Source organism: Streptomyces sp. NPDC008137, from assembly GCF_042957035.1.
Taxonomy (GTDB): domain Bacteria; phylum Actinomycetota; class Actinomycetes; order Streptomycetales; family Streptomycetaceae; genus Streptomyces.
On sequence record NZ_JBIBHN010000007.1, the window covers coordinates 212,886 to 236,678 of the forward strand.

25 protein-coding genes and 1 riboswitch are annotated in these 23,793 nt (G+C 71.2%); of the genes, 19 read left to right on the top strand and 6 right to left on the bottom strand.

Annotation, left to right across the window (positions count from 1 at the left end):
* Window positions 1–30 precede the first annotated feature (30 nt).
* The 8 genes from lepB to ACFZBT_RS14510 all read left to right on the top strand — a co-directional run bounded on the left by lepB (window position 31) and on the right by ACFZBT_RS14510 (window position 6,711).
* A complete protein-coding gene (gene lepB / locus ACFZBT_RS14475; protein WP_391102714.1) occupies window positions 31–810 on the top strand; it encodes a signal peptidase I in 780 nt (259 codons plus the stop codon).
* A complete protein-coding gene (locus tag ACFZBT_RS14480; protein ID WP_391102717.1) occupies window positions 800–1,324 on the top strand; it encodes an NUDIX domain-containing protein in 525 nt (174 codons plus the stop codon). Before lepB ends, ACFZBT_RS14480 begins: the two co-directional genes overlap by 11 nt.
* Before the next feature lie 56 nt (window positions 1,325–1,380).
* Complete coding sequence (locus ACFZBT_RS14485; RefSeq protein WP_003993268.1) at window positions 1,381–1,689, top strand: DUF2469 domain-containing protein; 309 nt, start codon at window positions 1,381–1,383, stop codon at window positions 1,687–1,689.
* A gap of 76 nt (window positions 1,690–1,765) precedes the next feature.
* On the top strand, window positions 1,766–2,164 hold the full coding sequence (locus ACFZBT_RS14490; RefSeq protein WP_391102720.1) for a YraN family protein: 399 nt from the start codon (window positions 1,766–1,768) through the stop codon (window positions 2,162–2,164).
* Window positions 2,164–3,789 (top strand): ATP-binding protein, encoded by a 1,626-nt coding sequence (locus ACFZBT_RS14495; RefSeq protein ID WP_391102723.1) that lies wholly within the window; start codon window positions 2,164–2,166, stop codon window positions 3,787–3,789. Before ACFZBT_RS14490 ends, ACFZBT_RS14495 begins: the two co-directional genes overlap by 1 nt.
* A complete protein-coding gene (gene dprA / locus ACFZBT_RS14500; protein ID WP_391102726.1) occupies window positions 3,786–4,946 on the top strand; it encodes a DNA-processing protein DprA in 1,161 nt (386 codons plus the stop codon). The genes ACFZBT_RS14495 and dprA overlap by 4 nt, the downstream gene beginning before the upstream one ends.
* Window positions 4,947–5,217: 271 nt before the next feature.
* Complete coding sequence (whiG, locus tag ACFZBT_RS14505; protein WP_184598498.1) at window positions 5,218–6,060, top strand: RNA polymerase sigma factor WhiG; 843 nt, start codon at window positions 5,218–5,220, stop codon at window positions 6,058–6,060.
* Between the two features lie 93 nt (window positions 6,061–6,153).
* Complete coding sequence (locus tag ACFZBT_RS14510; RefSeq protein ID WP_391102956.1) at window positions 6,154–6,711, top strand: TetR family transcriptional regulator; 558 nt, start codon at window positions 6,154–6,156, stop codon at window positions 6,709–6,711.
* Window positions 6,712–6,887: 176 nt separating this feature from the next.
* Here ACFZBT_RS14510 and ACFZBT_RS14515 read toward each other — a convergent pair whose 3' ends face one another.
* Entirely contained in the window at window positions 6,888–7,454 is a 567-nt protein-coding gene (locus ACFZBT_RS14515) for a peptidoglycan DD-metalloendopeptidase family protein (protein ID WP_391102729.1), read from the bottom strand.
* A 272-nt stretch (window positions 7,455–7,726) separates the two neighbouring features.
* On the opposite strand from ACFZBT_RS14515, the gene rpsB reads away from it, so the two are divergent.
* From rpsB to ACFZBT_RS14570, 11 genes are all read left to right on the top strand, one after another.
* On the top strand, window positions 7,727–8,659 hold the full coding sequence (gene rpsB / locus ACFZBT_RS14520; RefSeq protein ID WP_391102731.1) for a 30S ribosomal protein S2: 933 nt from the start codon (window positions 7,727–7,729) through the stop codon (window positions 8,657–8,659).
* A 177-nt stretch (window positions 8,660–8,836) separates the two neighbouring features.
* Window positions 8,837–9,673: a translation elongation factor Ts gene (tsf, locus tag ACFZBT_RS14525; protein ID WP_391102734.1), complete on the top strand. Its 837-nt coding sequence runs from the start codon at window positions 8,837–8,839 to the stop codon at window positions 9,671–9,673.
* Between the two features lie 184 nt (window positions 9,674–9,857).
* Entirely contained in the window at window positions 9,858–10,616 is a 759-nt protein-coding gene (gene pyrH, locus ACFZBT_RS14530; RefSeq protein ID WP_391102736.1) for a UMP kinase, read from the top strand.
* Between the two features lie 169 nt (window positions 10,617–10,785).
* Complete coding sequence (gene frr, locus ACFZBT_RS14535; protein ID WP_215118279.1) at window positions 10,786–11,343, top strand: ribosome recycling factor; 558 nt, start codon at window positions 10,786–10,788, stop codon at window positions 11,341–11,343.
* Window positions 11,343–12,488: a phosphatidate cytidylyltransferase gene (locus tag ACFZBT_RS14540; RefSeq protein ID WP_391102740.1), complete on the top strand. Its 1,146-nt coding sequence runs from the start codon at window positions 11,343–11,345 to the stop codon at window positions 12,486–12,488. The genes frr and ACFZBT_RS14540 overlap by 1 nt, the downstream gene beginning before the upstream one ends.
* Window positions 12,489–12,607: 119 nt before the next feature.
* Window positions 12,608–13,057, top strand: a complete 450-nt coding sequence (locus ACFZBT_RS14545; protein WP_391102742.1) for an SRPBCC family protein — start codon at window positions 12,608–12,610, stop codon at window positions 13,055–13,057.
* Between the two features lie 69 nt (window positions 13,058–13,126).
* Entirely contained in the window at window positions 13,127–14,233 is a 1,107-nt protein-coding gene (gene rlmN / locus ACFZBT_RS14550) for a 23S rRNA (adenine(2503)-C(2))-methyltransferase RlmN (RefSeq protein WP_382496865.1), read from the top strand.
* Between the two features lie 24 nt (window positions 14,234–14,257).
* A riboswitch (TPP riboswitch) is annotated at window positions 14,258–14,364 on the top strand.
* Between the two features lie 123 nt (window positions 14,365–14,487).
* Window positions 14,488–15,525, top strand: coding sequence for a thiamine ABC transporter substrate-binding protein (locus ACFZBT_RS14555; protein ID WP_391102958.1), 1,038 nt, complete (start codon window positions 14,488–14,490; stop codon window positions 15,523–15,525).
* Window positions 15,501–17,168: an ABC transporter permease subunit gene (locus tag ACFZBT_RS14560; protein ID WP_391102744.1), complete on the top strand. Its 1,668-nt coding sequence runs from the start codon at window positions 15,501–15,503 to the stop codon at window positions 17,166–17,168. The genes ACFZBT_RS14555 and ACFZBT_RS14560 overlap by 25 nt, the downstream gene beginning before the upstream one ends.
* Window positions 17,168–18,187: an ATP-binding cassette domain-containing protein gene (locus ACFZBT_RS14565; protein ID WP_391102746.1), complete on the top strand. Its 1,020-nt coding sequence runs from the start codon at window positions 17,168–17,170 to the stop codon at window positions 18,185–18,187. The genes ACFZBT_RS14560 and ACFZBT_RS14565 overlap by 1 nt, the downstream gene beginning before the upstream one ends.
* A 24-nt stretch (window positions 18,188–18,211) precedes the next feature.
* The gene (locus ACFZBT_RS14570; RefSeq protein WP_391102749.1) at window positions 18,212–19,051 is read left to right on the top strand and encodes a maleylpyruvate isomerase family mycothiol-dependent enzyme; all 840 of its coding nucleotides are present in this window, start codon (window positions 18,212–18,214) and stop codon (window positions 19,049–19,051) included.
* A gap of 60 nt (window positions 19,052–19,111) precedes the next feature.
* Here ACFZBT_RS14570 and ACFZBT_RS14575 read toward each other — a convergent pair whose 3' ends face one another.
* The 5 genes from ACFZBT_RS14575 to ACFZBT_RS14595 form a co-directional block, all read right to left on the bottom strand.
* Window positions 19,112–19,810, bottom strand: a complete 699-nt coding sequence (locus tag ACFZBT_RS14575; RefSeq protein WP_391102751.1) for an LAETG motif-containing sortase-dependent surface protein — start codon at window positions 19,808–19,810, stop codon at window positions 19,112–19,114.
* Window positions 19,811–19,956: 146 nt separating this feature from the next.
* Entirely contained in the window at window positions 19,957–21,078 is a 1,122-nt protein-coding gene (locus ACFZBT_RS14580; protein ID WP_391102753.1) for an LOG family protein, read from the bottom strand.
* Window positions 21,079–21,102: 24 nt separating this feature from the next.
* The gene (locus ACFZBT_RS14585) at window positions 21,103–21,510 is read right to left on the bottom strand and encodes a VOC family protein (protein ID WP_391102756.1); all 408 of its coding nucleotides are present in this window, start codon (window positions 21,508–21,510) and stop codon (window positions 21,103–21,105) included.
* Window positions 21,511–21,610: 100 nt separating this feature from the next.
* Complete coding sequence (locus tag ACFZBT_RS14590) at window positions 21,611–23,038, bottom strand: hypothetical protein (protein ID WP_391102758.1); 1,428 nt, start codon at window positions 23,036–23,038, stop codon at window positions 21,611–21,613.
* Entirely contained in the window at window positions 23,020–23,769 is a 750-nt protein-coding gene (locus ACFZBT_RS14595; protein ID WP_391102760.1) for an ATP-binding cassette domain-containing protein, read from the bottom strand. The genes ACFZBT_RS14590 and ACFZBT_RS14595 overlap by 19 nt, the downstream gene beginning before the upstream one ends.
* Window positions 23,770–23,793: the final 24 nt, after the last annotated feature.

Consider the following 23,793-nt stretch of genomic DNA (forward strand, 5'->3'; position numbering starts at 1 on the left):
GGCTGGTACCCCCGGGTAGGGTGCGGACCCATGGGTGGCGAGAGCATGACGCACACGGCCCCGCGCAGCGGTGGCACAGGTACGGGCCCGGTGGGCAGCCGGACCGGACAGCGGTTGTCCGGGCTGGCCGTCGCACTGGGCCTCGTGCTTTTCCTCGGCGGGTTCGCCTGGGGAGCCGTGGTCTACCGGCCGTACACCGTGCCCACCGGTTCGATGACGCCGACGATCGACGCGGGCGACCGGATCCTCGCTCAGCGCGTCGACGGCGATGAGGTGCGCCGCGGCGATGTCGTCGTCTTCAAGGACACGACCTGGGCCAACGCGCCGATGGTCAAACGCGTGGTCGCCATCGGCGGCGACACGGTCTCCTGCTGCCAGGACGGCAGGCTCAAGGTCAACGGCAAGGAGATCGACGAGCCCTACCTGCCCAAGGGCACGCCGGCCGAGATCAGCAACTTCCCCACCGTGACCGTCCCCAAGGGGCGGCTGTTCCTGCTCGGCGACGAGCGCGGCAGCTCCGTGGACTCCACCGCCCACCTGACCGACGCCGCCAGTGGCACGGTGGCGCGCTCCGCCGTCGACGCCCGCGTCGACTCCGTCGTGTACCCCATGAAGGGCATGCTGGAGAGCCCGACCGGCTTCGAGGCGCTCGGCAGCCTCTCCTCGCCCGGACCGTTGCGGACGATCACCGCCGCGGTGATCGCCGGCGCCGTGCTCGTCCTGGGCGGGGGCGCATACGGACCGATCGCCAAGCGGGCGGGTGCGGCCCGTGCCCGGCGGGGCGGTGCGGAGCCCACGGGTGTCCGCTGAGGCCGTGGGAGCGGGCCAGGACTCCTACGAGGGCGGGCTGCGCAAGGTCGCCCGGGTGGTGCTGCTCGACCCGCAGGACCGCATCCTGCTGCTGCACGGGCACGAGCCGGACGATCCGGCCGACGACTGGTGGTTCACCCCCGGTGGCGGAGTGGAGGGCGACGAGACCCGTGAACAGGCCGCCCTGCGGGAACTCGCCGAGGAGACGGGCATCACCGAGGTCGAGCTCGGCCCGGTGCTGTGGCGGCGGAAGTGCTCGTTCCCGTTCGCGGGCCGCCGCTGGAACCAGGACGAGTGGTACTACCTGGCTCGTACGGACCGTACGGAGATCGCCGCCGCCGGGCTGACCGAGCTGGAGCGGCGCAGTGTCGCCGGAGCGCGCTGGTGGACGTGTCCGGAACTGACCCGGGCACATGAGACGGTGTATCCGACCAGACTCGCCGGGCTGCTGCGTACGCTGCTCGACGAAGGTCCCCCGGCCAGGCCCGTGATCCTTGACCCGGAAATCGTCTAGGGGCTCACAGGACTGGCGCACAATGGTGGGATCGCACGGCTGAAGGGGAACATGCCATGAGCGCCGAGGACCTCGAGAAGTACGAGACCGAGATGGAGCTGAAGCTCTACCGGGAGTACCGCGATGTCGTCGGTCTGTTCAAATACGTGATCGAGACCGAGCGGCGCTTCTACCTGACCAACGACTACGAGATGCAGGTGCACTCGGTCCAGGGTGAGGTGTTCTTCGAGGTGTCCATGGCGGACGCCTGGGTGTGGGACATGTACCGGCCGGCGCGGTTCGTGAAGCAGGTTCGGGTACTCACGTTCAAGGACGTGAACATCGAGGAGCTGAACAAGAGCGATCTCGAGCTGCCGAGCGGCTGACGTTCCTCGTGCGGGTGACGGAGTTGTCCACAACCGCTGAGCCATCCACCAAGATCCACTTCGTGGAGGCGGGTGCGTGATCGTTGGCGCCGGAGGTGCCGACATGAACGCACATCGGGCGCGCAGCGCCATGGGCAAGTACGGCGAGAGCCTGGCCGCGCGGCGGCTGGCCGAGGCCGGTCTGACGGTCGTGGAGCGCAACTGGCGCTCCGGCCGGACGGGTGAGATCGACATCGTGGCCAGAGACGGTGACGTCCTGGTCGTCTGCGAGGTGAAGACCCGCAGGGAGGGCCCCTTCGAGCATCCGATGGCGGCCGTGACCCCGCAGAAGGCGGAGCGACTGAGAGATCTCGCCCAGCGGTGGATCCAGAGCCATGGGGGCGCACCGCCCGGCGGGGTCCGCATCGACGTGGTCGGCGTACTGCTGCCGAACCGTGGCGCGGCCGTGGTCGAGCATGTGCGGGGGGTGGCCTGATGGGATTCGCCCGTACGTGTTCGGTGGCGCTGGTGGGCGTCGAGGGTGTGGTCGTCGAGGTCCAGGCCGATCTCGAACCGGGGGTCGCGGCGTTCACGCTGGTGGGGCTCCCCGACAAGAGCCTGACGGAGAGCCGGGACCGGGTGCGTGCCGCGGTCGTCAACTCGGGCACGGCCTGGCCGCAGAAGAAGCTCACGGTCGGCCTGAGCCCGGCCTCCGTCCCGAAGTCCGGCAGCGGCTTCGACATGGCCATCGCGGCAGCCGTCCTCGGCGCGGCGGAGCGCATCGACCCGAGGGTCCTCGCCGACATCGTGATGATCGGGGAACTGGGTCTCGACGGGCGGGTGCGGCCGGTCCGCGGGGTGCTGCCCGCGGTGCTGGCGGCGGCGGACGCGGGGTATGAACAGGTGGTGGTGCCGGAGTGCGCCGCCGCCGAGGCGTCCCTGGTGCCCGGTGTGTCGGTGCTCGGCGTCAGGAGCCTGCGGCAGCTGATCGCCATCCTGGCCGACGAACCCGTGCCCGACGAGGAGCCGGACGAGCAGGGCCGCCCGGACCCGCTCCTCGCCGGGCTGCGCGTGCCCGGTACGGGCGCGGCCACGGGCATGCACAGCGTCGGCGCGGCCCAGCACGACCACGGTCACGACCTCGCGGACGTCGTCGGGCAGACATCGGCGCGCACGGCGGTGGAGGTGGCCGCGGCGGGCGGGCACCACCTCTTCCTCGAAGGGCCTCCCGGCGCGGGCAAGACGATGCTCGCCGAGCGGCTGCCGGCCATCCTGCCCCTGCTCGGCCGGCAGGAGTCGCTGGAGGTCACCGCGGTCCACTCCGTGGCGGGCCTGCTGCCCCCGGGCAAGCCGTTGATCGACGTCGCCCCCTACTGCGCCCCGCACCACTCGGCCACGATGCAGGCACTCGTCGGCGGCGGCCCGGGCATCGCGCGGCCCGGCGCGGTGTCGCTGTCCCACCGCGGGGTGTTGTTCCTGGATGAAACACCCGAATTCAGCACTCGGGCCCTGGACGCCCTGCGCCAGCCGCTGGAGGCCGGGCATGTCGTGATCGCGCGCAGCGCGGGAGTCGTGCGCTTCCCGGCGAAGTTCCTCATGGTGCTCGCGGCCAACCCCTGCCCGTGCGGCCGGTTCTCGCAGCGGGACGACCTGTGCGAATGCCCGCCCTCGGCGATCCGCCGCTACCAGGCGAGGCTCTCCGGCCCACTGCTCGACCGGGTGGACCTTCGCGTCGAGGTGGATCGCGTCACCCGCACCGAGCTGACAGCCGTGGGCTCCCGGGGCGAGTCCACGGTGACGGTCGCCGACCGGGTGCGCGCGGCCAGGGAGCGGGCGGCGCAGCGATTCGCCGGGACTCCCTGGCGCACCAACAGCGAGGCACCCGGCCGCGAGCTGCGCAGCCGCTGGTACGCGCTGCCCGGCGCGATGGAGGAGGCCGAGCGGAACCTGGAGCGGGGCGTCCTGACCGCCCGCGGACTGGACCGCGTCCTGCGGGTGGCCTGGACCGTCGCCGACCTCGTCGGCCACGACCGGCCCGATGCCACGGACGTCGCCCTCGCGCTCCAGCTGCGCACCGGTGTGCCGCGAGGCGTCCCGATGGCCATCGGAGCACTGACGTGAGCGGCGTCGGCGAACCGGACGGCGAACTGCTCGCCCGGGTCTTCCTCACCCGGGTCCTCGAGCCCGGTGACGAGGCCGGTGGACGGTGGGTGCGGGAGTTCGGCGCCGGGGAAGTGGTTCGGCGGCTGAGGGAGGGCGCGCGGCCCCTTCCCGGGGTCAGCCACAAGCGGTGGACCGGCATGCTCGCCAGGGCCGGGACGGCACGGCCCCGCGAGGACCTCGCCGTCGCCCGGGAGGCCGGTGTGCGGTTCGTGTGCCCCGGGCACCCGGAGTGGCCCGGGCAGCTCGACGATCTCGGGGATTCCCGGCCCCTCGGGCTGTGGGTGCGGGGCCCGGCCGGCCTGCGGATGTGGGCGCTGAAGTCCGTGGCCCTCGTCGGCGCCCGGGCCTGCACCGAGTACGGGGCGCACATGGCGGCCACCCTCGCCGCCGGCCTGGCCGAGCAGGGCTGGGTCGTGGTGTCCGGCGGCGCCTACGGAGTCGACGGCGCCGCCCACCGCGGGGCCCTGGGCGCGGGCGGCGCCACCGTCGCGGTCCTCGCCTGCGGCGTCGACCGCCCCTACCCTCGCGGACACACCCAGCTGATCGGCAGAATCGCCGAACAGGGCCTGGTCGTCGGCGAGTTGCCGCCCGGGGATCATCCGACACCGAGCCGGTTCATCCTGCGGAACCGGGTGATCGCGGCCCTCACCCGCGGCACCGTGGTCGTCGAGGCCGCCCACCGCAGCGGCTCTCTGGTCACGGCGCGGGCGGCGCAGCGCCTCGGCCGTCACACGATGGGAGTACCGGGCCCGGCCACCAGCGGACTCTCCGCCGGAGTGCACGAACTGCTGCGCGGCGAGGCGGTCCTGGTCACCGACGCCGCGGACGTCGTCGAGCTGGTGGGCGACATGGGACAGCTGGCTCCCGTCCGGCGTGGCCCCGTCCTGCCCCGGGATCTGCTGGAACCCGCCACCCGGCAGGTGCTCGCCGCCCTGCCGGGTGGCCGGGCCGCCCGGCCGGACGAGATCGCGCGCCGGGCACAGACCGCGCAGGAGGACGCAGTCGCGAGACTGTACGAACTCAGGGCACTCGGTTACGTCGAACGACACGGCGATGGCTGGAAGTTGACACGCCAGGCGGTGATGTCGGTCCGCGGTGATCCCGAACCATGCTGACCGCACGTGTTCGGCCGTCCGGGGGAACCTCGACATCCCTTGGAAATGCGCCCAGTTGGGGTCTTCCTGTGATCACGCTGAGCGACCGCGGCGATCCTCCGGGACGCCTCCGGAACGCATCCGTGTCCGCCTTGGCCTCTGTTCTTCGCACACCGCGACACCACAGTCACGCTACGCTCACGAGGATTCCGATACGGACAGGCAACTCGACATCAGACAGACAGCTCACCCCGGCAGCACCACTCCGCAGCAGAACGGCACAAGGCGACGAATGCCCCAGCACACCTCCGGGTCCGACCGGGCGGCGATCCCCCCAGCCGCCCGTGACGGTGGCAGCGTACGGCCGCCCGCTCCCTCGACGCTCGACGAGCTGTGGCGGTCGTACAAGGCGACGGGGGACGAGCGGCTGCGGGAGCAGCTGATCCTGCACTACTCGCCGCTCGTGAAGTACGTCGCGGGACGGGTCAGCGTGGGCCTGCCGTCCAACGTGGAGCAGGCGGACTTCGTCTCGTCCGGCGTGTTCGGGCTGATCGACGCGATCGAGAAGTTCGACATCGACCGGGAGATCAAGTTCGAGACGTACGCGATCACCCGGATCCGGGGCGCGATGATCGACGAGCTGCGTGCGCTCGACTGGATCCCCCGCTCGGTGCGGCAGAAGGCCCGCAACGTGGAGCGGGCGTACGCCACGCTGGAGGCTCGGCTGCGGCGGACGCCGACGGAGGGTGAGGTGGCCGGCGAGCTGGGCATCGCGGTGGAGGAACTCCACGCGGTGTTCAGCCAGTTGTCGCTGGCCAACGTGGTGGCCCTGGAGGAGCTGCTGCACGGCGGCGGCGAGGGCGGCGACGGGCTGAGCGTGATGGACACGCTGGAGGACACCGCCGCCGACAACCCCGTGGAGGTCGCTGAGGACCGGGAGCTTCGGAGGTTCCTGGCGCGGGCGATCAACACGCTGCCCGAGCGGGAGAAGACCGTGGTCACGCTGTACTACTACGAGGGGCTCACCCTGGCCGAGATCGGGAACGTGCTGGGCGTGACCGAGAGCCGTGTCAGCCAGATCCACACCAAGTCGGTGCTGCAGCTCAGAGCGAAACTGGCGAGCTTCGGCCGCTGACCTGGGCGGATACCGATCGGTCGGGGTGAGCCACTCCCGCCGGGCGCGACGCGTCCGTAGAGTGTTGACGTGCCAAGGATTCGAGCGGCCTCCGTGGCCGAGCACCGGTCGATGCAGCGAGCCGCCCTGCTGGACGCGGCTCGTTCCTTGTTGTCCGAGGGCGGTACGGAAGCGCTGACCTTCCCGGCCCTCGCCGAGCGGACGGGCCTCGCGCGATCGTCCGTCTACGAGTACTTCCGGTCACGGGCGGCCGTGGTCGAGGAGCTGTGCGAGGTCGACTTCCCCGTCTGGGCGGCGGACGTGTCGGCGGCGATGGAGCGGGCCGATACGGCCGAGGCCAAGGTCGAGGCGTATGTACGCCAGCAGTTGGAGCTGGTCGGCGACCGGCGGCACCGTGCCGTGGTCGCGATCTCCGCGAGCGAGCTCGACGCGGGGGCCCGGGAGAAGATCCGGGCGGCGCACGGCGGGCTGGTCGCGATGATCGTGGAGGCGCTGGCCGAGATGGGGCATGCGCAGCCTCGGCTCGCGGCGATGCTGTTGCAGGGGGTTGTCGACGCGGCCGTACGGCGGATCGAACTGGGGGCCGCGGAGGAGCCGGACGCCATCGCGGATGCGGCGGTGGGTATGGCGCTGCGGGGTGTGCTGGGCTGAGGAGCGTGGGTGCTGAGGCCGGGTGGGTGCGCGGCCCGGCGTAGCGGGGTGCCTCCCGCACTCTCGGCTTCGCTCGAGCGGGGGGACACCGCCACCGCCCACCCGTGCCGCCCATGGGGGCACCTCCCAGGCCCTCAGGGCACGGGGGAGGCGCGACTGCCCGCAGGCTCAGTGGCTCAGTACACGGGCAACAGCCTCGACGGGCCCCTGTGCAGGAGCCAGGGTGGGAGCAGGAGCAGCGGGTTCAGGTAGGTCTCGCCCCTGCGCAGGCCCCAGTGCACGCAGGTGGCCGTGCAGTGGGAGCCCGTCGTGTCCACCGTGCCGATCACCTCGCCCGGTTCCACCTCCTCGCTCTCCTCCACCGTCGCCGTCACTGGTTCGTATGTCGTGCGCAGGGGTGGATCGCCGGTTCCCGTGAGTTCCACGGACACGACCCCCTTGCCGGCCACCCGGCCCGCGAAGGCCACCCGGCCCCCGGCCACCGCCCGTACCGGCGCTCCCGGGGCCACCGCCAGATCCACGCCCCGGTGGCCCGGGCCGTACGCCGTCGCCGGGGGCTCCCAGCCGCGCAGGACGTGCGGGCGTAATCCGACAGGCCAGGCGCGTCCCACCGCCGGCACGCCGGTGTCCGGGCCGGGCGGGGCCGCGAACAGCCGTGGCGGCGGGGACAGCAGGACGGCCAGCGTCAGAACCAGCAGCAGGATCAGCCGCGTACACACACGCACACATCGCTTCGCTCGCATGCGCAGAGCGTCCCGCACCACCGCGATCACCGTGCGTGGCTGTGGACCACGGCCCGGTTGTGGACAACGGCGTCACCCGGCACCCTGCGGGTCCCGTACACTTCTGGTGGCGACCCGGGTCACCGGGTCGACTTCGCACGCCCCGATACGCACCCCGGCAACGGGCTGTATCAGCGCCCCTCGGTCCCTCGTGGAACGGCGCGCAGTGGGCGTCAGGAGCGGAAGCCGTCCGGCATCCGCGGCACAACCGAGAAATTCAAGGAGATACGGCCATGGCCGTCGTCACGATGCGGGAGCTGCTGGAGAGCGGCGTCCACTTCGGTCACCAGACCCGTCGTTGGAACCCGAAGATGAAGCGCTTCATCTTCACGGAGCGCAACGGCATCTACATCATCGACCTGCTCCAGTCGCTGTCGTACATCGACCGCGCCTTCGAGTTCGTCAAGGAGACCGTCGCCCACGGCGGCACGGTCATGTTCGTCGGCACGAAGAAGCAGGCGCAGGAGGCCATCGCCGAGCAGGCCACCCGCGTCGGCATGCCCTTCGTCAACCAGCGCTGGCTGGGCGGCATGCTCACCAACTTCTCGACCGTCTACAAGCGTCTGCAGCGCCTCAAGGAGCTCGAGCAGATCGACTTCGAGGACGTCGCCGCGTCCGGTCTGACCAAGAAGGAGCTTCTCGTGCTCTCGCGCGAGAAGGCCAAGCTGGAGAAGACCCTCGGTGGTATCCGCGAGATGCAGAAGGTGCCCAGCGCCGTCTGGATCGTGGACACCAAGAAGGAGCACATCGCCGTTGGTGAGGCCCGGAAGCTGAACATCCCGGTCGTCGCGATCCTCGACACCAACTGCGACCCCGACGAGGTCGACTACAAGATCCCGGGCAACGACGACGCGATCCGCTCCGTCACCCTGCTCACCCGCGTCATCGCCGACGCCGTCGCCGAGGGCCTCATCGCCCGCTCCGGCGTCGCCACCGGCGACAAGGGCGAGAAGGCCGCGGGCGAGCCGCTGGCCGAGTGGGAGCGCGACCTGCTCGAGGGCGAGAAGAAGGCCGACGAGGCCGCCCCCGCCGCTGAGGCCGCTCCGGCTGCCGAGGCTGCTCCGGCCGCCGAGGCCGAGGCCGCTCCGGCCGCCGACGCTGCTCCGGCCGCCGAGGCCGAGAAGCCGGCCGAGGGCGAGAAGGCCGCCGAGGCCGAGCAGGCCTGACCCGTCAGTCCGAGGTGACGGCGGGAGCGAGACCGCAACCAATAGCGCCTTCGGCGCGGTGAAGTCCGCTCCCGCCGTTCACCCGTAGGTCAGCGGAAAGACAGCGCCCTCCGGCTCCATGGGGGGCGCATCCGCAGATCTTCGATCTTCCAGACTTCGAGAAAGATTCACAGACTCATGGCGAACTACACCGCCGCCGACGTCAAGAAGCTCCGTGAGCTCACGGGCGCCGGCATGATGGACTGCAAGAAGGCGCTGGACGAGGCCGAGGGCAACGTCGAGAAGGCCGTCGAGGCGCTCCGCATCAAGGGCCAGAAGGGCGTCGCCAAGCGCGAAGGCCGTTCCGCCGAGAACGGTGCCGTGGTCTCGATCATCGCCGACGACAACTCCTCCGGTGTCATCGTCGAGCTGAAGTGCGAGACGGACTTCGTCGCCAAGGGTGACAAGTTCCAGGCCGTGGCCACCACCATCGCCGAGCACGTCGCCAAGACCTCCCCGGCCGACCTCGAGGCCCTGCTCGCCTCCGAGATCGAGGCCGGCAAGACCGTCCAGGCGTTCGTCGACGAAGCCAACGCCAACCTGGGCGAGAAGATCGTCCTGGACCGCTTCGCGCAGTTCGCCGACGGCTACGTGACGGCGTACATGCACCGCACGATGCCCGACCTGCCCCCGCAGATCGGTGTCCTCGTCGAGCTGGACAAGCCGAACGCCGAGATCGCCAAGGGCGTCGCCCAGCACATCGCCGCGTTCGCGCCGAAGTACCTCTCCAAGGAGGACGTGCCGGCCGAGGTCGTCGAGTCCGAGCGCCGCGTCGCCGAGGAGACCACCCGCGCCGAGGGCAAGCCCGAGGCCGCCCTGCCGAAGATCGTCGAGGGTCGCCTCAACGGCTTCTTCAAGGACGCCACGCTGCTCGGCCAGCCCTACGCGCTGGACAACAAGAAGTCCGTCCAGAAGGTACTGGACGAGGCCGGTGTCACCCTGAAGCGCTTCTCGCGCATCAAGGTCGGCATCTGAGTCCGTACCGCGATCGACGCCCGACCCCGATAAGGTCGGCAGCAGTCGTCCGTGTACGCCGTCACATGGGTGGCGGACGACAGCAGATCTGACAAGGAGGCCATTGCCGTATGGGATGCGAAACACGCCCCACCGGCAATGGCCTTCTTGGTATGCGCAACACGTGAAAGAGGCGGAATCCCCCATGACCACCAAGCCCCAGAAGAGCGACGACGGCAAAGTGCGCGGCCGGTTTCTGCTGAAGCTGTCCGGAGAGGCCTTCTCCGGTGGCGGGGGCCTGGGCGTCGACCCCGACGTGGTGCACAAGATCGCGCGCGAGATCGCGGCCGTCGTGCGTGACGGCGCGCAGGTCGCGGTCGTCATCGGCGGCGGCAACTTCTTCCGCGGTGCCGAACTCCAGCAGCGCGGCATGGACCGTGCCCGCTCCGACTACATGGGCATGCTCGGCACCGTCATGAACTGCCTCGCCCTCCAGGACTTCCTGGAGAAGGTCGGAGTGGAGACGCGCGTGCAGACCGCCATCACCATGGGTCAGGTCGCCGAGCCGTACATCCCGCTGCGCGCCGTACGGCACCTGGAGAAGGGCCGCGTGGTGATCTTCGGCGCCGGTATGGGCATGCCGTACTTCTCCACCGACACCACCGCCGCACAGCGCGCCCTGGAGATCGACGCCGAGGCGCTGCTGATGGGCAAGAACGGCGTGGACGGGGTCTACGACTCCGACCCGAAGACCAACCCGGACGCGGTCAAGTTCGACCACCTCGGCTACGGCGAGGTCATCACACGCGACCTCAAGGTCGCCGACGCCACGGCCGTCACGCTGTGCCGCGACAACAAGCTCCCGATCGTGGTCTTCGAGCTGCTGGCGGAGGGCAACATCGGACGCGCCGTCAAGGGTGAGAAGATCGGCACGCTCGTCGGGGACGCGGCCGACCGGGACTGAGCACCGACCCGCACCACCCCGTCCGGGGGACGGACGGGACGGAGGCGGGCCGGGGGATGGACAATGTCCTGCCGGTCGGGAACCGTGCAGGAAGAAGACGCGACGCAGCCGGCCGCCGCCCCACATGGAACCGCAGCCGGGCCTACTTCAAGACACGCAGGAGCAAGTGGTGATCGAAGAGACCCTCCTCGAGGCCGAGGAGAAGATGGAGAAGGCCGTCGTGGTCGCCAAGGAGGACTTCGCCGCGATCCGCACCGGCCGTGCGCACCCGGCGATGTTCAACAAGATCGTGGCCGACTACTACGGCGCGCCGACGCCGATCAACCAGCTGGCTTCGTTCTCCGTGCCGGAGCCGCGCATGGCGGTAGTGACCCCGTTCGACAAGACGGCCCTGCGCAACATCGAGCAGGCGATCCGTGACTCCGACCTGGGCGTCAACCCGAGCAACGACGGCAACATCATCCGGGTGGTGTTCCCCGAGCTGACCGAGGAGCGCCGCCGCGAGTACATCAAGGTCGCCAAGGGCAAGGGCGAGGACGCGAAGATCTCGATTCGCTCCGTGCGCCGCAAGGCCAAGGAGGCCATCGACAAGCTGATCAAGGACGGCGAGGTCGGCGAGGACGAGGGCCGCCGTGCGGAGAAGGAGCTCGACGACACCACCGCGAAGTACGTCGCGCAGGTGGACGAGCTCCTGAAGCACAAGGAAGCGGAGCTGCTCGAGGTCTGATGAACGACTCTTCCTGGGGGGCGCCGCCACAGGCCGGGTACTGGGGGCCCACCGACCAAGGGCATGGCCACGGGCACGTACAGAGCCCGGGCCACGTCCAGAGCCCTGGCCATGGGCACGTCCAGGGGGCCGCTCCGGCGGGTCCCGCATACGATGCGTATGAAGCGCCTCAGACTCGCCCCATGCCCATCGTGCCTGACGTAGCCGACCACGGCGAAAACCAGGATGACGGCCGGAGGGCTGCTCGGCTGAGCGGCCCCTCGGTCCGAAACGAGACGAATCCGGAACCCATGCCCGACGCCTCGCAGCCGGCCCCCAAGCCGCCGAAGAAGAGCGCGGGCCGCGACCTGAGTGCCGCCATAGGGGTCGGGGTCGGACTCGGCGCGGTGATCGTCGCGTCGCTGTTCGTCGTCAAGGCCGTGTTCGTCGGCGTCGTCGCGGTCGCCGTCGTGGTGGGTCTGTGGGAGCTGACCAAGCGGCTGGACGAACGCAAGGGCATCCGGGCGCCGCTCGTTCCGCTCGCGCTCGGCGGTGCCGCGATGGTCGTCTCCGGGTACGTCCGGGGCGCCGAGGGCGCCTGGGTCGCCATGGCGCTCACCACGCTGGCCGTGCTCGTCTGGCGCATGACGGAACCGCCCGAGGGCTACCTCAGGGATGTCACCGCGGGCGTCTTCGCGGCGTTCTACGTGCCGTTCCTGGCGACCTTCGTCGCGATGATGCTCACCGCGGACGACGGGCCGCAGCGGGTGCTCACCTTCCTGCTGCTCACGGTCGTCAGCGACACCGGTGCCTACGCCGTCGGCTGGCGCTTCGGCCGGACCAAGCTCGCCCCGCGCATCAGCCCCGGCAAGACCCGCGAGGGCCTGCTCGGCGCGGTCGCCTTCGCCATGGTCGCGGGGGCGCTGTGCATGGAGTTCCTCATCGACGACGGCGCCTGGTGGCAGGGCCTGGTGCTCGGCCTCGCGGTCGCTGTCACCGCCACGCTCGGCGACCTCGGCGAGTCCATGATCAAGCGGGACCTCGGCATCAAGGACATGGGCACGCTGCTGCCCGGTCACGGCGGCATCATGGACCGCTTGGACTCCCTGCTGCCCACGGCTCCGGTGGTGTGGCTGCTGCTCGTGCTGTTCGTGGGGTCCGGCTGAGCCGACCGACTTCGTCAGCGAGCCCCCGTCCGTCAGGGCGGGGGCTCGTCGCCGTCTCGGGGAGACGTCCAAGGGGGCGAAGTGGGACGATTTAGATGTACCTCCCAAAGGAGGCCATCATGGCCATCATCCGAGAGAGCATCGACGTCGACCGCCGTCCTGAGGAGGTCTACGACTACGTCATGGACACCCCGCGCATGCCGGAGTGGCAGCTGAGCGCCGTGTCCGCGGAACGCCTCGACGAGGGGCCCTTCGGTATCGGCTCCCGGGTCCGGGTCACCCGGCACATCGGTCGCCGTGTGATGCCGATGACCATGGAGGTCACGGAGTACGACCCACCGCACAGCTGGGGCATGCGCGGTGTCGACGGACCCGTCCGACCACGGGTGCACGGCGAGGTCGAGTCGTTCGACGAGGGGAAGCGCTCCCACGTGACGATCGACGTCGACGTCGAGGGCCACGGCGTCGGCAAGGTCCTGGTACCGCTCGTCGTCCGCCCCCAGGTTCGCAAGGAACTCCCGCGCAACGAGCAACTCCTCAAGAACCGGCTGGAGCACACGGGCGACTAGAACGCCTCTCTCCGGGTGCCGCGGGCGGGGCACGGGCCACCGCTGACGATCTGCGACACTGGTTGAGCCATGCCTAAGCCCGGAGAACTCACTTTCGTCGCCCCCCGCGGAGCCAAGAAGCCGCCGCGGCATCTCGCTGATCTCACTCCTGCCGAGCGCAAGGAGGCCGTCGCGGCTGTCGGGGAGAAGCCGTTTCGTGCCAAGCAGCTCTCGCAGCACTACTTCGCGCGGTACGCGCACGAGCCGGAGCAGTGGACCGACATTCCGGCCGGTGCCCGGGGGAAGCTGCGGGAGGCGTTGCTGCCCGAGCTGATGAGCGTAGTGCGGCATCTTTCGACCGACCAGGGCACTACGCGCAAGACGCTGTGGCGGCTGTTCGACGGGACGCTCGTGGAGTCCGTGCTGATGCGGTACCCGGACCGGGTGACCATGTGCATCAGCTCGCAGGCGGGGTGCGGGATGAACTGCCCGTTCTGCGCGACCGGGCAGGCGGGTCTGGACCGGAATCTGTCCACCGCCGAGATCGTGCACCAGATCGTCGACGGTATGCGGGCGCTCAGGGACGGGGAGGTTCCCGGTGGGCCCGCGCGGCTCAGCAACATCGTGTTCATGGGCATGGGTGAGCCGCTCGCCAACTACAACCGGGTCATCGGGTCCATCCGGCGGCTCACCGACCCCGAGCCCGACGGCGTGGGGCTCTCGCAGCGCGGGATCACCGTCTCGACGGTCGGTCTCGTGCCGGCGATCCACCGGTTCGCCGACGAGGGCTTCAAGTGCCGGCTGGCCATCTCGCTGCACGCTCCCGACGACGAGCTGCGCGACACCCTCGTCCCCGTGAACACGCGGTGGAAGGTGCGGGAGGTGCTGGACGCCGGGTTCGAGTACAGCGCCAAGTCCGGGCGGCGGCTGTCCATCGAGTACGCCCTGATCCGGGACATCAACGACCAGGCCTGGCGCGGTGACCGGCTCGGGCGGCTGCTCAAGGGCAAGCCGGTGCATGTGAATCTGATTCCGCTGAACCCGACGCCCGGGTCGAAGTGGACCGCCTCGCGGCCCGAGGACGAGAAGGCGTTCGTGGAGGCCATCGCGGCCCATGGTGTGCCGGTGACGGTCCGGGACACCCGTGGACAGGAGATCGACGGGGCGTGTGGTCAGCTCGCGGCCACCGAACGGTAGTCTGACCGTCGTACCAACACCTTCATATTCCGACAGGGGAGCGCCACAGCGCTGAGAGTGCGGCACACGGCCGCAGACCCTCCGAACCTGGCCCAGGTCATTCTGGGTAGGGAGATCGGTCATCACTCGAGCTGTTGCGCCCTGCCCGGGGCCACGGAAGTCCCGGGCGGGGCCGCGTCTTCTCCTGGTCATCCAGGAGGAATCCAGTGAGCAACAACAAGAAGCGGCTGACGGCCGTGGTCGTCGGGCTCGGGATGGTCAGCGGGCTGGCCGCGTGCGGGTCGTCCGGTGGCGGCCAGGGGTCCGGTGACGCCAAGACCGTGACCCTCGTCAGCCATGACTCGTGGGCCGCGTCCAAGGGGGTCATCGCCGCCTTCGAGAAGCAGTCCGGCTACAAGGTCAATGTCCTGGAGGACGGCGACGCCGGGCAGGCCGTGAACAAGGCGATCCTGACCAAGGACAACCCGCAGGGCGACGTCTTCTTCGGCGTCGACAACACCCTGCTCTCGCGAGCACTCGACAACGGGCTGTTCCAGCCGTACGAGGCGAAGGGCTCGGAGCAGATCAAGGCCGAGTACCGGGCCGACCAGGGCGAGCACCGGGTCACGCCCGTCGACACCGGCGACATCTGCGTCAACTACGACAAGAAGTACTTCGCCGATCACAAGCTGGAACCGCCGAAGAGCTTCGACGATCTCGTCAAGCCGCAGTACAAGAACCTGCTCGTGACCGAGAACGCCTCCGCCTCCTCGCCCGGCCTCGGGTTCCTGCTCGGCACCGCCGCGAAGTACGGCGACGACGGGTGGGAGGGGTACTGGAAGAAGCTCAAGGCCAATGGCGTGAAGGTCGTCGACGGCTGGGAGCAGGCCTACAACCAGGAGTTCTCCGGCTCGGCCGGCGGGAAGAAGGCCAAGGGCGATCGGCCGCTCGTCGTGTCGTACGCGTCCTCGCCGCCCGCTGAGGTTCTCTACGCCGAGCCCAAGCCGAGCAGCGCCCCGACCGGGGTCGCCGAGGGCACCTGCTTCCGGCAGGTCGAGTACGCCGGGCTGCTGAGCAACGCCAAGAACACCAAGGGCGGCAAGGCGCTGCTCGACTTCCTGGTCTCCGAGCGGTTCCAGGAGGACATGCCGCTCAACATGTTCGTGTACCCGGTGCGCGAGGGCGCCCAGGTACCGCCGGAGTTCGAGAAGTTCGGGCCGCAGGCGAAGGATCCCGAGACCCTGGACCCGGCGAAGATCGCCGAGAACCGTGATCAGTGGGTCAAGTCGTGGACCTCACTCGTACTCAAGTAGCCGGCCGGAAGCGGGGCGCGGCGGCGCGGTTCGGGCTCATCGCCCTGCCCGTCGCGTTCTTCGCCGCGTTCTTCGCCTACCCGGTCGCCGCGATCGTCGCGCGCGGCCTGAAGGTCGAGGGGGTCTGGGGGTTCGGGCGGATCGGGGAGGTGCTGGCGCAGTCCGACGTGCGGCACGTCCTGTGGTTCACCACCTGGCAGGCGTTCGTCTCCACCGCGCTCACCCTGCTGATCGCGCTCCCCGGCGCGTACGTCTTCGCGCGCTTCGACTTCCGGGGCAAGCAGGTGCTGCGGGCTGTCGTGACCGTCCCGTTCGTGCTGCCCACGGTCGTCGTCGGTACGGCGTTCCTGGCGCTGGTCGGGCGGGGCGGGCTGCTCGACGAGCTGTGGGGCGTACGGCTCGACACCACCGTGTGGGCGATCCTGCTCGCGCACGTCTTCTTCAACTACGCGGTCGTCGTACGGACCGTGGGCGGGCTCTGGGCGCAGCTGGATCCGCGGCAGGAGGAGGCCGCGCGGATGCTCGGGGCGTCCCGGCTGAAGGCCTGGCGGCAGGTGACCCTGCCGGCCCTCGCCCCGGCCGTGGCCGCCGCCGCGCTCATGGTCTTCCTGTTCACCTTCACCTCCTTCGGTGTCGTCCAGATCCTCGGCGGGCCCACCTTCTCCACCCTGGAAGTGGAGATCTACCGGCAGACCTCGGAGATCTTCGACCTGTCCACGGCGGCCGTGCTGACGCTGATCCAGTTCGTCGCCGTGGGCGCGATCCTCGCCCTGCACGCCTGGACCGTACGGCGGCGGGAGACCGCGCTGCGGCTGGTGGACGCGTCGGTGACCTCCCGCCGGCCGCGCGGCGCCGGGCAGTGGGCGCTGCTCGGCGGGGTGCTCGTGACCGTCGTCGTACTGCTTCTGCTGCCGCTCGCCGTGCTCGTGCAGCGGTCGCTGGACGCGCCCGGGTTCGGCTACTACCGGGCGCTGACCAGGGCCGACGGCGGGGTGTTCCTGGTGCCGCCGATCGAGGCGATCGGCAACTCCCTGGAGTACGCCGTCGCCGCCACCGTGATCGCCGTGGTGATCGGCGGTCTCGCCGCCGTCGCGCTCACCCGCCGGGACGCCGGGCGGTTCGTGCGCGGCTTCGACGCGTTGCTGATGCTGCCGCTCGGGGTGTCCGCCGTGACCGTCGGCTTCGGGTTCCTGATCGCCCTCGACGAGCCGCCGCTGGACCTGAGGTCCTCATGGATCCTGGTGCCGCTCGCGCAGGCGCTGGTCGGGGTGCCGTTCGTCGTGCGGACCATGCTGCCGGTGCTGCGGGCGGTGGACGTGCGGCTGCGGGAGGCGGCCTCGGTGCTGGGGGCCTCGCCCTGGCGGGTGTGGCGGGAGGTGGACCTGCCGATGGTGCGGCGGGCGCTGCTGATCGCGGCCGGGTTCGCTTTCGCGGTGTCGCTCGGGGAGTTCGGGGCGACCGTGTTCATCGCGCGGCCCGACAACCCGACGCTGCCGGTGGCCGTGGCGCGGCTGCTGGGTCGGCCCGGGGACCTCAACTATGGCCAGGCGATGGCCCTTTCGACGATTCTGATGGTGGTGTGCGCCGTGGCCCTGCTGGTGCTGGAGAGGCTCAGGACCGCCGACCGGACAGGGGAGTTCTGATGCTGCTGGCGCTGGAGGGCGCGACGGTCCGTTTCGGCGGGCGGGCCGTGCTGGACGCTGTCGATCTGGAGGTGGCCGAGCACGAGATCGTGTGTGTGCTCGGGCCCAGCGGCAGCGGCAAGTCGACGCTGCTGCGGGCCGTGGCCGGACTGCAGCCGCTCGACTCCGGGCGGGTGGCGCTCGACGGGCGCGACCAGGCGGGCGTGCCCGCGCACCGGCGCGGGGTCGGGCTGATGTTCCAGGACCACCAGTTGTTCCCGCAGCGGGACGTGGGCGGCAACGTCGCCTTCGGGCTGCGGATGCACGGGGCGTCGAAGTGGCAACAGGCAGAGCGGGTGCGGGAGTTGCTGGACCTCGTCGGCCTGCCGGGCGCGGACCGCCGGGCCGTCGCCGCGCTGTCCGGCGGGGAGCAGCAGCGGGTGGCGCTGGCCCGGGCCCTGGCGCCGAGCCCCAGGCTGCTGATGCTGGACGAGCCGCTGGGGCAGCTCGACCGGTCGCTGAGGGAGCGGCTGGTCGCGGAACTGCGCGAGTTGTTCGGCCGGTTGGGCACGACCGTGCTCGCCGTGACGCACGACCAGGGGGAGGCCTTCGCGCTGGCCGACCGGGTCGTGGTGATGCGGGACGGGCGGATCGCCCAGTCCGGTACGCCGCTCGAGGTGTGGCAACGGCCGGCTGACGCGTTCGTGGCCCGCTTCCTCGGTTTCGAGAACGTGGTCGAGGCGACGGTGGGTGCGGAGGCCGCTGACACGCCGTGGGGCAAGGTGCCGGTGCCGGAGGGCGCACCGCAGGGCACGCGGACCCTCTTGGTGCGGCCCGCCGGCGTACGCCTGGTGCCCGCCGGTGAGGGTCTGCGCTGCACGGTGACCGCCCGTACCTTCAAGGGCACCCATGTCGCCGTCCGGCTCCAGCCCGAGGCTGCCCCGCGCCTGGAGGCGGCCTGCGCGCTGCGGGCGGCGCCCGCGGTCGGGGACGAGGTCGGAGTGGAGTTCGACGCGGCGGAAATCGCCGTGCTCGACTGATCGCCGGCCGCTTACGGTGCGGGCATGACACTCCTCGCGCACGAGCGTTACTGCGCCGAAATCGCCCACCAGGTCGGCCTGTTGAGGTCGGTGGTGACCTCCGGGGCCGACCTGTCCGCCACCGTGCCGACCTGCCCGGACTGGTCGCTGGAGGAGCTGGTCCGGCACACTGGCGGCGCTCTGCGCTGGGTGGAGCTCATGGTGCGGACCCGGGCCCGGGAGGAGGTGCCCGAGGAGGAGGTGCCGGGTGGCGAGGGGCCCGAGGCCCGGGGGGACGCCGCCGCGCTGGACGCGTGGCTGGGGGAGGCGGGCGAGCAGGTCGTCGCCGCGCTGCGGGAGGCCGGGCCGGACGCGAAGGTGTGGGGCTGGGCGGGGATCCACAACGCCGGGTTCTGGGCCCGCCGGATGACGCACGAGGTCACCGTGCACCGCGCGGACGCCACCCTCGCCGCCGGACTGCCCTACGAGGTCGCGCCCGACATCGCCGCCGACGCGATCGACGAGTGGCTGCGGATCGTGGAATACGTCCAGCGGACGGACCCCGACGACGAGGCGGCGAGGGAACTGCGCGGTCCGGGCCGCAGCATCCACCTGCACGCCACGGACACCGGGCCGGAGGTGAACGCCGAGCGAGGCGAGATGAGGGTCCCCCCGCCCGAAGGGTGGGGGAGGCTGATCGTGCTCACCGAGGACGGTGTCACCTGGCGCCGGGGCCACGAGAAGGCCACGGTCGCCCTGCGCGGGCCGCTGACCTCCGTCCTGCTCGCGTTCTACCGGCGGTTGCCGCTGGACGCTCCGGAGCTGGAGGTGCTGGGGGAGCGGCAGTTGCTGGAGTTCTGGCTGGAGCGGGCGACGTTCGGGTGAGACGCCCACGGCCCGCCCCGGGGGTCACGGGACGGGCCACTTCACGGTGTCGCGCGGGTGTCAGCTGTCGCTGTTCGCCCCACGACGGCGCATGCCGAAGAACACCGCGCCACCACCCACGACGACCAGGACCGCCGCGATCCCGGCGATGATGCCGGTGTTGGAGTTGGCGCCGGTCTCGGCGAGGTTGGAGTCACCGGCCGGGCCGGGCGCGTTGCCCGCCGGCGTGGTGCTCTCGCTCTCCGACGGCGTCGGAGCCGGGGTGTCGGTCTCCTCGGCCGGCTTCGAGGGGGAGGCCGACGGGGTGGAGGGGGTCGGCGTGGCCGGGGGAGTCGAAGCCGGGGGCTCCTCCTCCTTCTTGCAGGCCGTGGCCGGGGTGACGAGGTTCGGCTTGATGTCCTCGTCGACGTACGGAGCGGCCTTCACGTGGATGCGGTACTCGGCGTTCGGCTTCCAGTTCTCGGTGAAGGTGATGGTGGTGCCTTCGCGCGAGCCCTTGACCACCTGCTCGCCGACCTTCTTGGCGTCGGCGCCGTTGTTCTGCAGGTACACGGAGACCGTCGCCGCGATGCCGGCGGGGTCCACGTCGGTGACGGTGATGACGCCCTTGTCGCCGTCACACTCCGCCTCGGCGGAGAACTCGTTGATGTTGCAGGCGAGCGCGTTGCCGGAGGCACCGAGCGCGAGCGCGGCCGACGCCGAGACGACACCGAGGATGCGCACGGCACGTGCGCGGCGGGATACGGACAGAACTGCCACGTTTGTCCTTTACAGGATGCGTAATGCGGGGGGCTGAGGCAGTGGTGACTGGGCATCAGCACTACCGGGAGACTCACAGGTTTATAAGCGCCGCATAAGTAGTGTCAACGCATATGCTGCTTGCAAGCACTTGCTTTGCCTGCTTATTAACCGCCGAGACGTTTCAACGCCTCCGGCGCCTCCTCGATCCGCTCGACCAGCGCGATCCGCGCCTCCATCGAACGCCCCCTGGCCAGCGACTGGAGCAGCGGCCACGTCGGCAGCCTCTCCGTCCAGTGCGCGCGGTTCACGAGCACCATGGGCGTCGGCTCGCCGCGCGACTCGTAGTAGTTCGGCGTCGCGTTGTCGAAGATCTCCTGGACGGTGCCGGCGGCGCCCGGCAGGAACACCACGCCCGCGGTCGACCGGGCCAGCAGGCCGTCCTCGCGGGTGGCGTTGGCGAAGTACTTGGCGATGTGCGAGGCGAACGCGTTCGGGGGCTCGTGGCCGTAGAACCAGGTCGGGATGCCGACGGAGCGGCCGCCCTGCGGCCAGCGGGTGCGTACCTCGAAGGCGGCCGACGCCCAGTGGGTGATCGACGGCGTGAAGTGCGGTGCCTTGCCGAGCAGTTCGAGCGACTCGGTGAGCATCTCGTCGTCGAACGGGGCCGCGTACGCGCCGAGGTTCGCCGCCTCCATCGCGCCCGGGCCGCCGCCGGTGGCGACCGTGAGACCGGCGCGGGCCAGTTCGCGGCCGAGCCGCGCCGCCCCCGCGTACTCCGCGGTGCCCCGGGCCATCGCGTGGCCGCCCATCACGCCCACGACCCGGACGCCGGACAGGAGTTCGTCGAGGGCGTCCGAGACGGAGTCGTCGTGGACCGCGCGCAGCATCGACGCGTAGATGTCCCGGTCGGCCTTCGTGCGCTGGAACCAGGCGTAGGCGCGGGCGTCGGGCGTGGCCTCGTAGCCGTCCGGCAGGGAGGCGAACAGCTCGTCCGGTGAGTAGACCAGGCCGCGGTACGGGTCGAAGGGCAGGTCCGGGACCGGCGGGAAGACCAGGGCGCCGTCCGCGCGTATCTTCGCGTCGGCGTCCTCGCGCATCGCGCAGCCGAGGAAGACCGCGCCCGCCGTGTCCGTGGTGAGCAGTTCGCGCGTACGGTCCGTCAGGTCGACGGCCTGGACACGGTGACCGGCGAGTGTGCCGCGCGCCGCGACGGTGGCGTCGAACTCCTCGAGCGTCTCGATCTCACGGTCGTCATGGTGGGCCGCATGGGCGGGCATCGTCTGCACCCGCCCATGCTGGCACAGCGCGTCTCAGCCCTGGACGGCCGCCGGGTCCATCCACACGACCTCGAAGGTGTGGCCGTCCGGGTCGTCGAAGGCCCGGCCGTACATGAAACCGTGGTCCTGGGTCTCGCCGGAGACGGAGCCGCCGGCCGCGACCGCCTTCTCCACGAGCTCGTCGACCTTCTCGCGGCTCTCCGAGCTCAGCGCGATCAGCACCTCGCTGCTCTTCCTGGAGTCCGCGATCTCCTTCTTGGTGAACTGGGAGTACTTCTCCTTGGTGTGCACCATCACGACGATGGTCTCGCTGATCACGACGGAGGCGGTGGTGTCGTCGCTGAACTGCTCGTTGATCGTGAAGCCCAGCTCCGTGAAGAACTTCTTGGACGCTCCGAGGTCGCCGGTGCACAGGTTCACGAAGATCATCTGCTGGTACATGCGAGGTCTCTCCCAACGGGCGCTGTGTCGTTACGCGGGGATAGACCGGGGGTCCCCGCGGAACTCATCGCGGTTCTGAGATCTTTTTTCGTACGAGTTTTCAGCGCGCCAGCGGCAGCGCCGCCAGCTCCGCGACCGTCAGGGTGAGCGGGGCGAACAGGGCGAGCAGGGCACCCGCGCGCAGGGCCGCGGCGCTGCGCAGCATGGTCGCGGGGGCGCCCAGCCGCAGCAGCGCGGAGGTGGTGTCGGCGCGGGCCTGCCGGGCCTCGACGGCGGCCGTCAGCAGCGTCGCCACGGTGCAGCCGGTCACCAGGAGCACGCCGAGGAGGGTGAGCGGACCGAGCGACAGTCCGTCCGGGGCGTGCAGCAGCACCATCGCGTACGTGGCCGACAGCACCGCGCAGACCACGCCCAGGGGGCGGCCGATGCGGGTGGCCTCCGTCATCAGGATGCGGCCGGCCAGCAGCCGCAGGGCGCCGGGGCGGGCCGACTGGAGCAGCCGGCCGCACAGGTGGGTCAGGCCGGGACCGGCCAGGGCCAGGCCGACGGCGGCCAGCGTCCAGCCCGCCATGACGCCGGGGGAGGCGCCCGAGAACGTGAGGTCGGGCGCCTTGGGGGCGGTGCGGCTCGCGTAGGTCTCCACGGCGAGCCCCGCGGCCAGGACGGTGATGCCCCAGGGGAGACCGGAGGGGGCGGCAGTGGAGGCGCCGTCGGCCGTGACGGCGTCCGGCAGCAACGTCGCCGCGGAGGCCGGGGCGTCGGTCGGTGCCGTGGCGTGCTGGGCGGCGGGCCGAGCGGGGGCCTCGATCGTGCTCACCGCGCTCACCGCGCTCACCGCGATCGCGGTGTCCGTGACGGCCGTCGGCGGAGGCGTGCCCTGCGGCCCGGCAGGAGCGCCCCCGGGCCGGGTGATCTGCCGGCCGAAGCGGCCGTACGCCCCGAAGGTGTCGAGCGGGCTGGTGCGCCGGTACGCGCCGAAGCGGCCGTACACCACTCTGGCCGCCGCGGCCGCCTTCTGCTCCTTGGGCCGCAGCGCCAGCACCACCGCGAGCGAGGCGCCCGCGGGCACGAGCGCCAGCAGCGTCAGGGCCCCCGGCAGCGGCAGGGGCCGGTCCGCCGCGAGGGCCTCGGCCGCCGCGCCGTCGAACGGCATACCCGTCAGGTCGCCCCGAAGGTGCAGGAAGAGCAGCAGGGCCAGCATCGAGCCCAGGGTGCAGGACAGGGCCGTCGTCGTCGCCGAGACGGCCATCAGGCGCAGCGGGCCGAGGCCGATCGCCGAGAGGCCGGTGCGGGGCTTGGTACCGGGGTCGGTGCGGGCCACCGCGAGGGCGAAGTACACCGTGGCGGCGAAGGGAGCCGCGCACCAGGCCAGGCGCAGCAGGGCGGCACCGGGGTCGCCGGGGTGGCCCAGCGCGTAGCCCAGGGCGCAGAGCAGCAGGAAGCCCGTGCCCGCCGAGGCCGCCGCGACCAGGAGGCGGCGCAGCTGGACGGCGGGGTGGGCGGCGCGGGTCAGACGGAGAGCGAGCACGCCGCCCGGCCTTCCGGCTCGGTGGTCTCGGCGACCGGCGGCAGGTGCACGGTCCGCACGCGCCGCCCGTCGAGCAGGAAGACCGTGCGGTCGGCGAGGGCCGCGGTGTCCGGGTCGTGGGTGGCCAGGACGACCGTGATGCCGTGCGAGCGGGCGGCCGTGGTGAGGGTGCGCAGCGCGTGGGCGCGGTCGGCGCGGTGCAGGGGCGCCGTCGGCTCGTCGGCGAACAGGACCGAGGGCGCCGGGGCGAGGGCGCGGGCGATGCACACCCGCTGACGCTCGGCCTGCTTCAGCTGGTGCGGGCGCTTGCGGGCGCCGTCGCCGACATCCAGGCGCTCCAGCCACTCCAGAGCCGCTCGCTTGGCGCGGCGCCTGCTGGTGCCGCGCAGCATCAGTGGCAGGGCGGCGTTCTCCCAGGCGTTGAGTTCCGGGACGAGCGAGGGGACCGGGTCGATCCAGCCGAAGCGGTCGCGGCGCAGCCGCTCGCGGGTGAGGGCGCCCATGGTGTGCACGGGCACGCTGTTGAACCAGACCTCGCCGCGCCGGACGGGCTCCAGGCCGGACAGGCACCGCAGCAGGGTCGTCTTGCCGCTGCCGCGGGGGCCGCTGACGGCGAGGATCTCGCTCTCCCGGACACCGAGGGAGACGCCGCAGAGCGCGGGCGAGCCGTCGTGGTGCTGGAAGTGCAGGGCGCGTGCCCAGAGCACGTCGTTGTCCGGCGGGGCCTCCATGGGCGTACACCTCGGTTCAGATCC

Excerpts from the sequence above, each read along its gene's own strand:
- lepB (WP_391102714.1), top strand. The coding sequence starts at position 31 with ATGGGTGGCGAGAGCATGACGCACACGGCCCCGCGCAGCGGTGGCACA.
- ACFZBT_RS14485 (WP_003993268.1), top strand. The coding sequence starts at position 1,381 with ATGAGCGCCGAGGACCTCGAGAAGTACGAGACCGAGATGGAGCTGAAG.
- ACFZBT_RS14495 (WP_391102723.1), top strand. The coding sequence starts at position 2,164 with ATGGGATTCGCCCGTACGTGTTCGGTGGCGCTGGTGGGCGTCGAGGGT.
- whiG (WP_184598498.1), top strand. The coding sequence starts at position 5,218 with ATGCCCCAGCACACCTCCGGGTCCGACCGGGCGGCGATCCCCCCAGCC.
- ACFZBT_RS14515 (WP_391102729.1), bottom strand. The coding sequence starts at position 7,454 with ATGCGAGCGAAGCGATGTGTGCGTGTGTGTACGCGGCTGATCCTGCTG.
- rpsB (WP_391102731.1), top strand. The coding sequence starts at position 7,727 with ATGGCCGTCGTCACGATGCGGGAGCTGCTGGAGAGCGGCGTCCACTTC.
- tsf (WP_391102734.1), top strand. The coding sequence starts at position 8,837 with ATGGCGAACTACACCGCCGCCGACGTCAAGAAGCTCCGTGAGCTCACG.
- pyrH (WP_391102736.1), top strand. The coding sequence starts at position 9,858 with ATGACCACCAAGCCCCAGAAGAGCGACGACGGCAAAGTGCGCGGCCGG.
- ACFZBT_RS14540 (WP_391102740.1), top strand. The coding sequence starts at position 11,343 with ATGAACGACTCTTCCTGGGGGGCGCCGCCACAGGCCGGGTACTGGGGG.
- ACFZBT_RS14545 (WP_391102742.1), top strand. The coding sequence starts at position 12,608 with ATGGCCATCATCCGAGAGAGCATCGACGTCGACCGCCGTCCTGAGGAG.
- rlmN (WP_382496865.1), top strand. The coding sequence starts at position 13,127 with ATGCCTAAGCCCGGAGAACTCACTTTCGTCGCCCCCCGCGGAGCCAAG.
- ACFZBT_RS14555 (WP_391102958.1), top strand. The coding sequence starts at position 14,488 with ATGGTCAGCGGGCTGGCCGCGTGCGGGTCGTCCGGTGGCGGCCAGGGG.
- ACFZBT_RS14565 (WP_391102746.1), top strand. The coding sequence starts at position 17,168 with ATGCTGCTGGCGCTGGAGGGCGCGACGGTCCGTTTCGGCGGGCGGGCC.
- ACFZBT_RS14570 (WP_391102749.1), top strand. The coding sequence starts at position 18,212 with ATGACACTCCTCGCGCACGAGCGTTACTGCGCCGAAATCGCCCACCAG.
- ACFZBT_RS14585 (WP_391102756.1), bottom strand. The coding sequence starts at position 21,510 with ATGTACCAGCAGATGATCTTCGTGAACCTGTGCACCGGCGACCTCGGA.
- ACFZBT_RS14595 (WP_391102760.1), bottom strand. The coding sequence starts at position 23,769 with ATGGAGGCCCCGCCGGACAACGACGTGCTCTGGGCACGCGCCCTGCAC.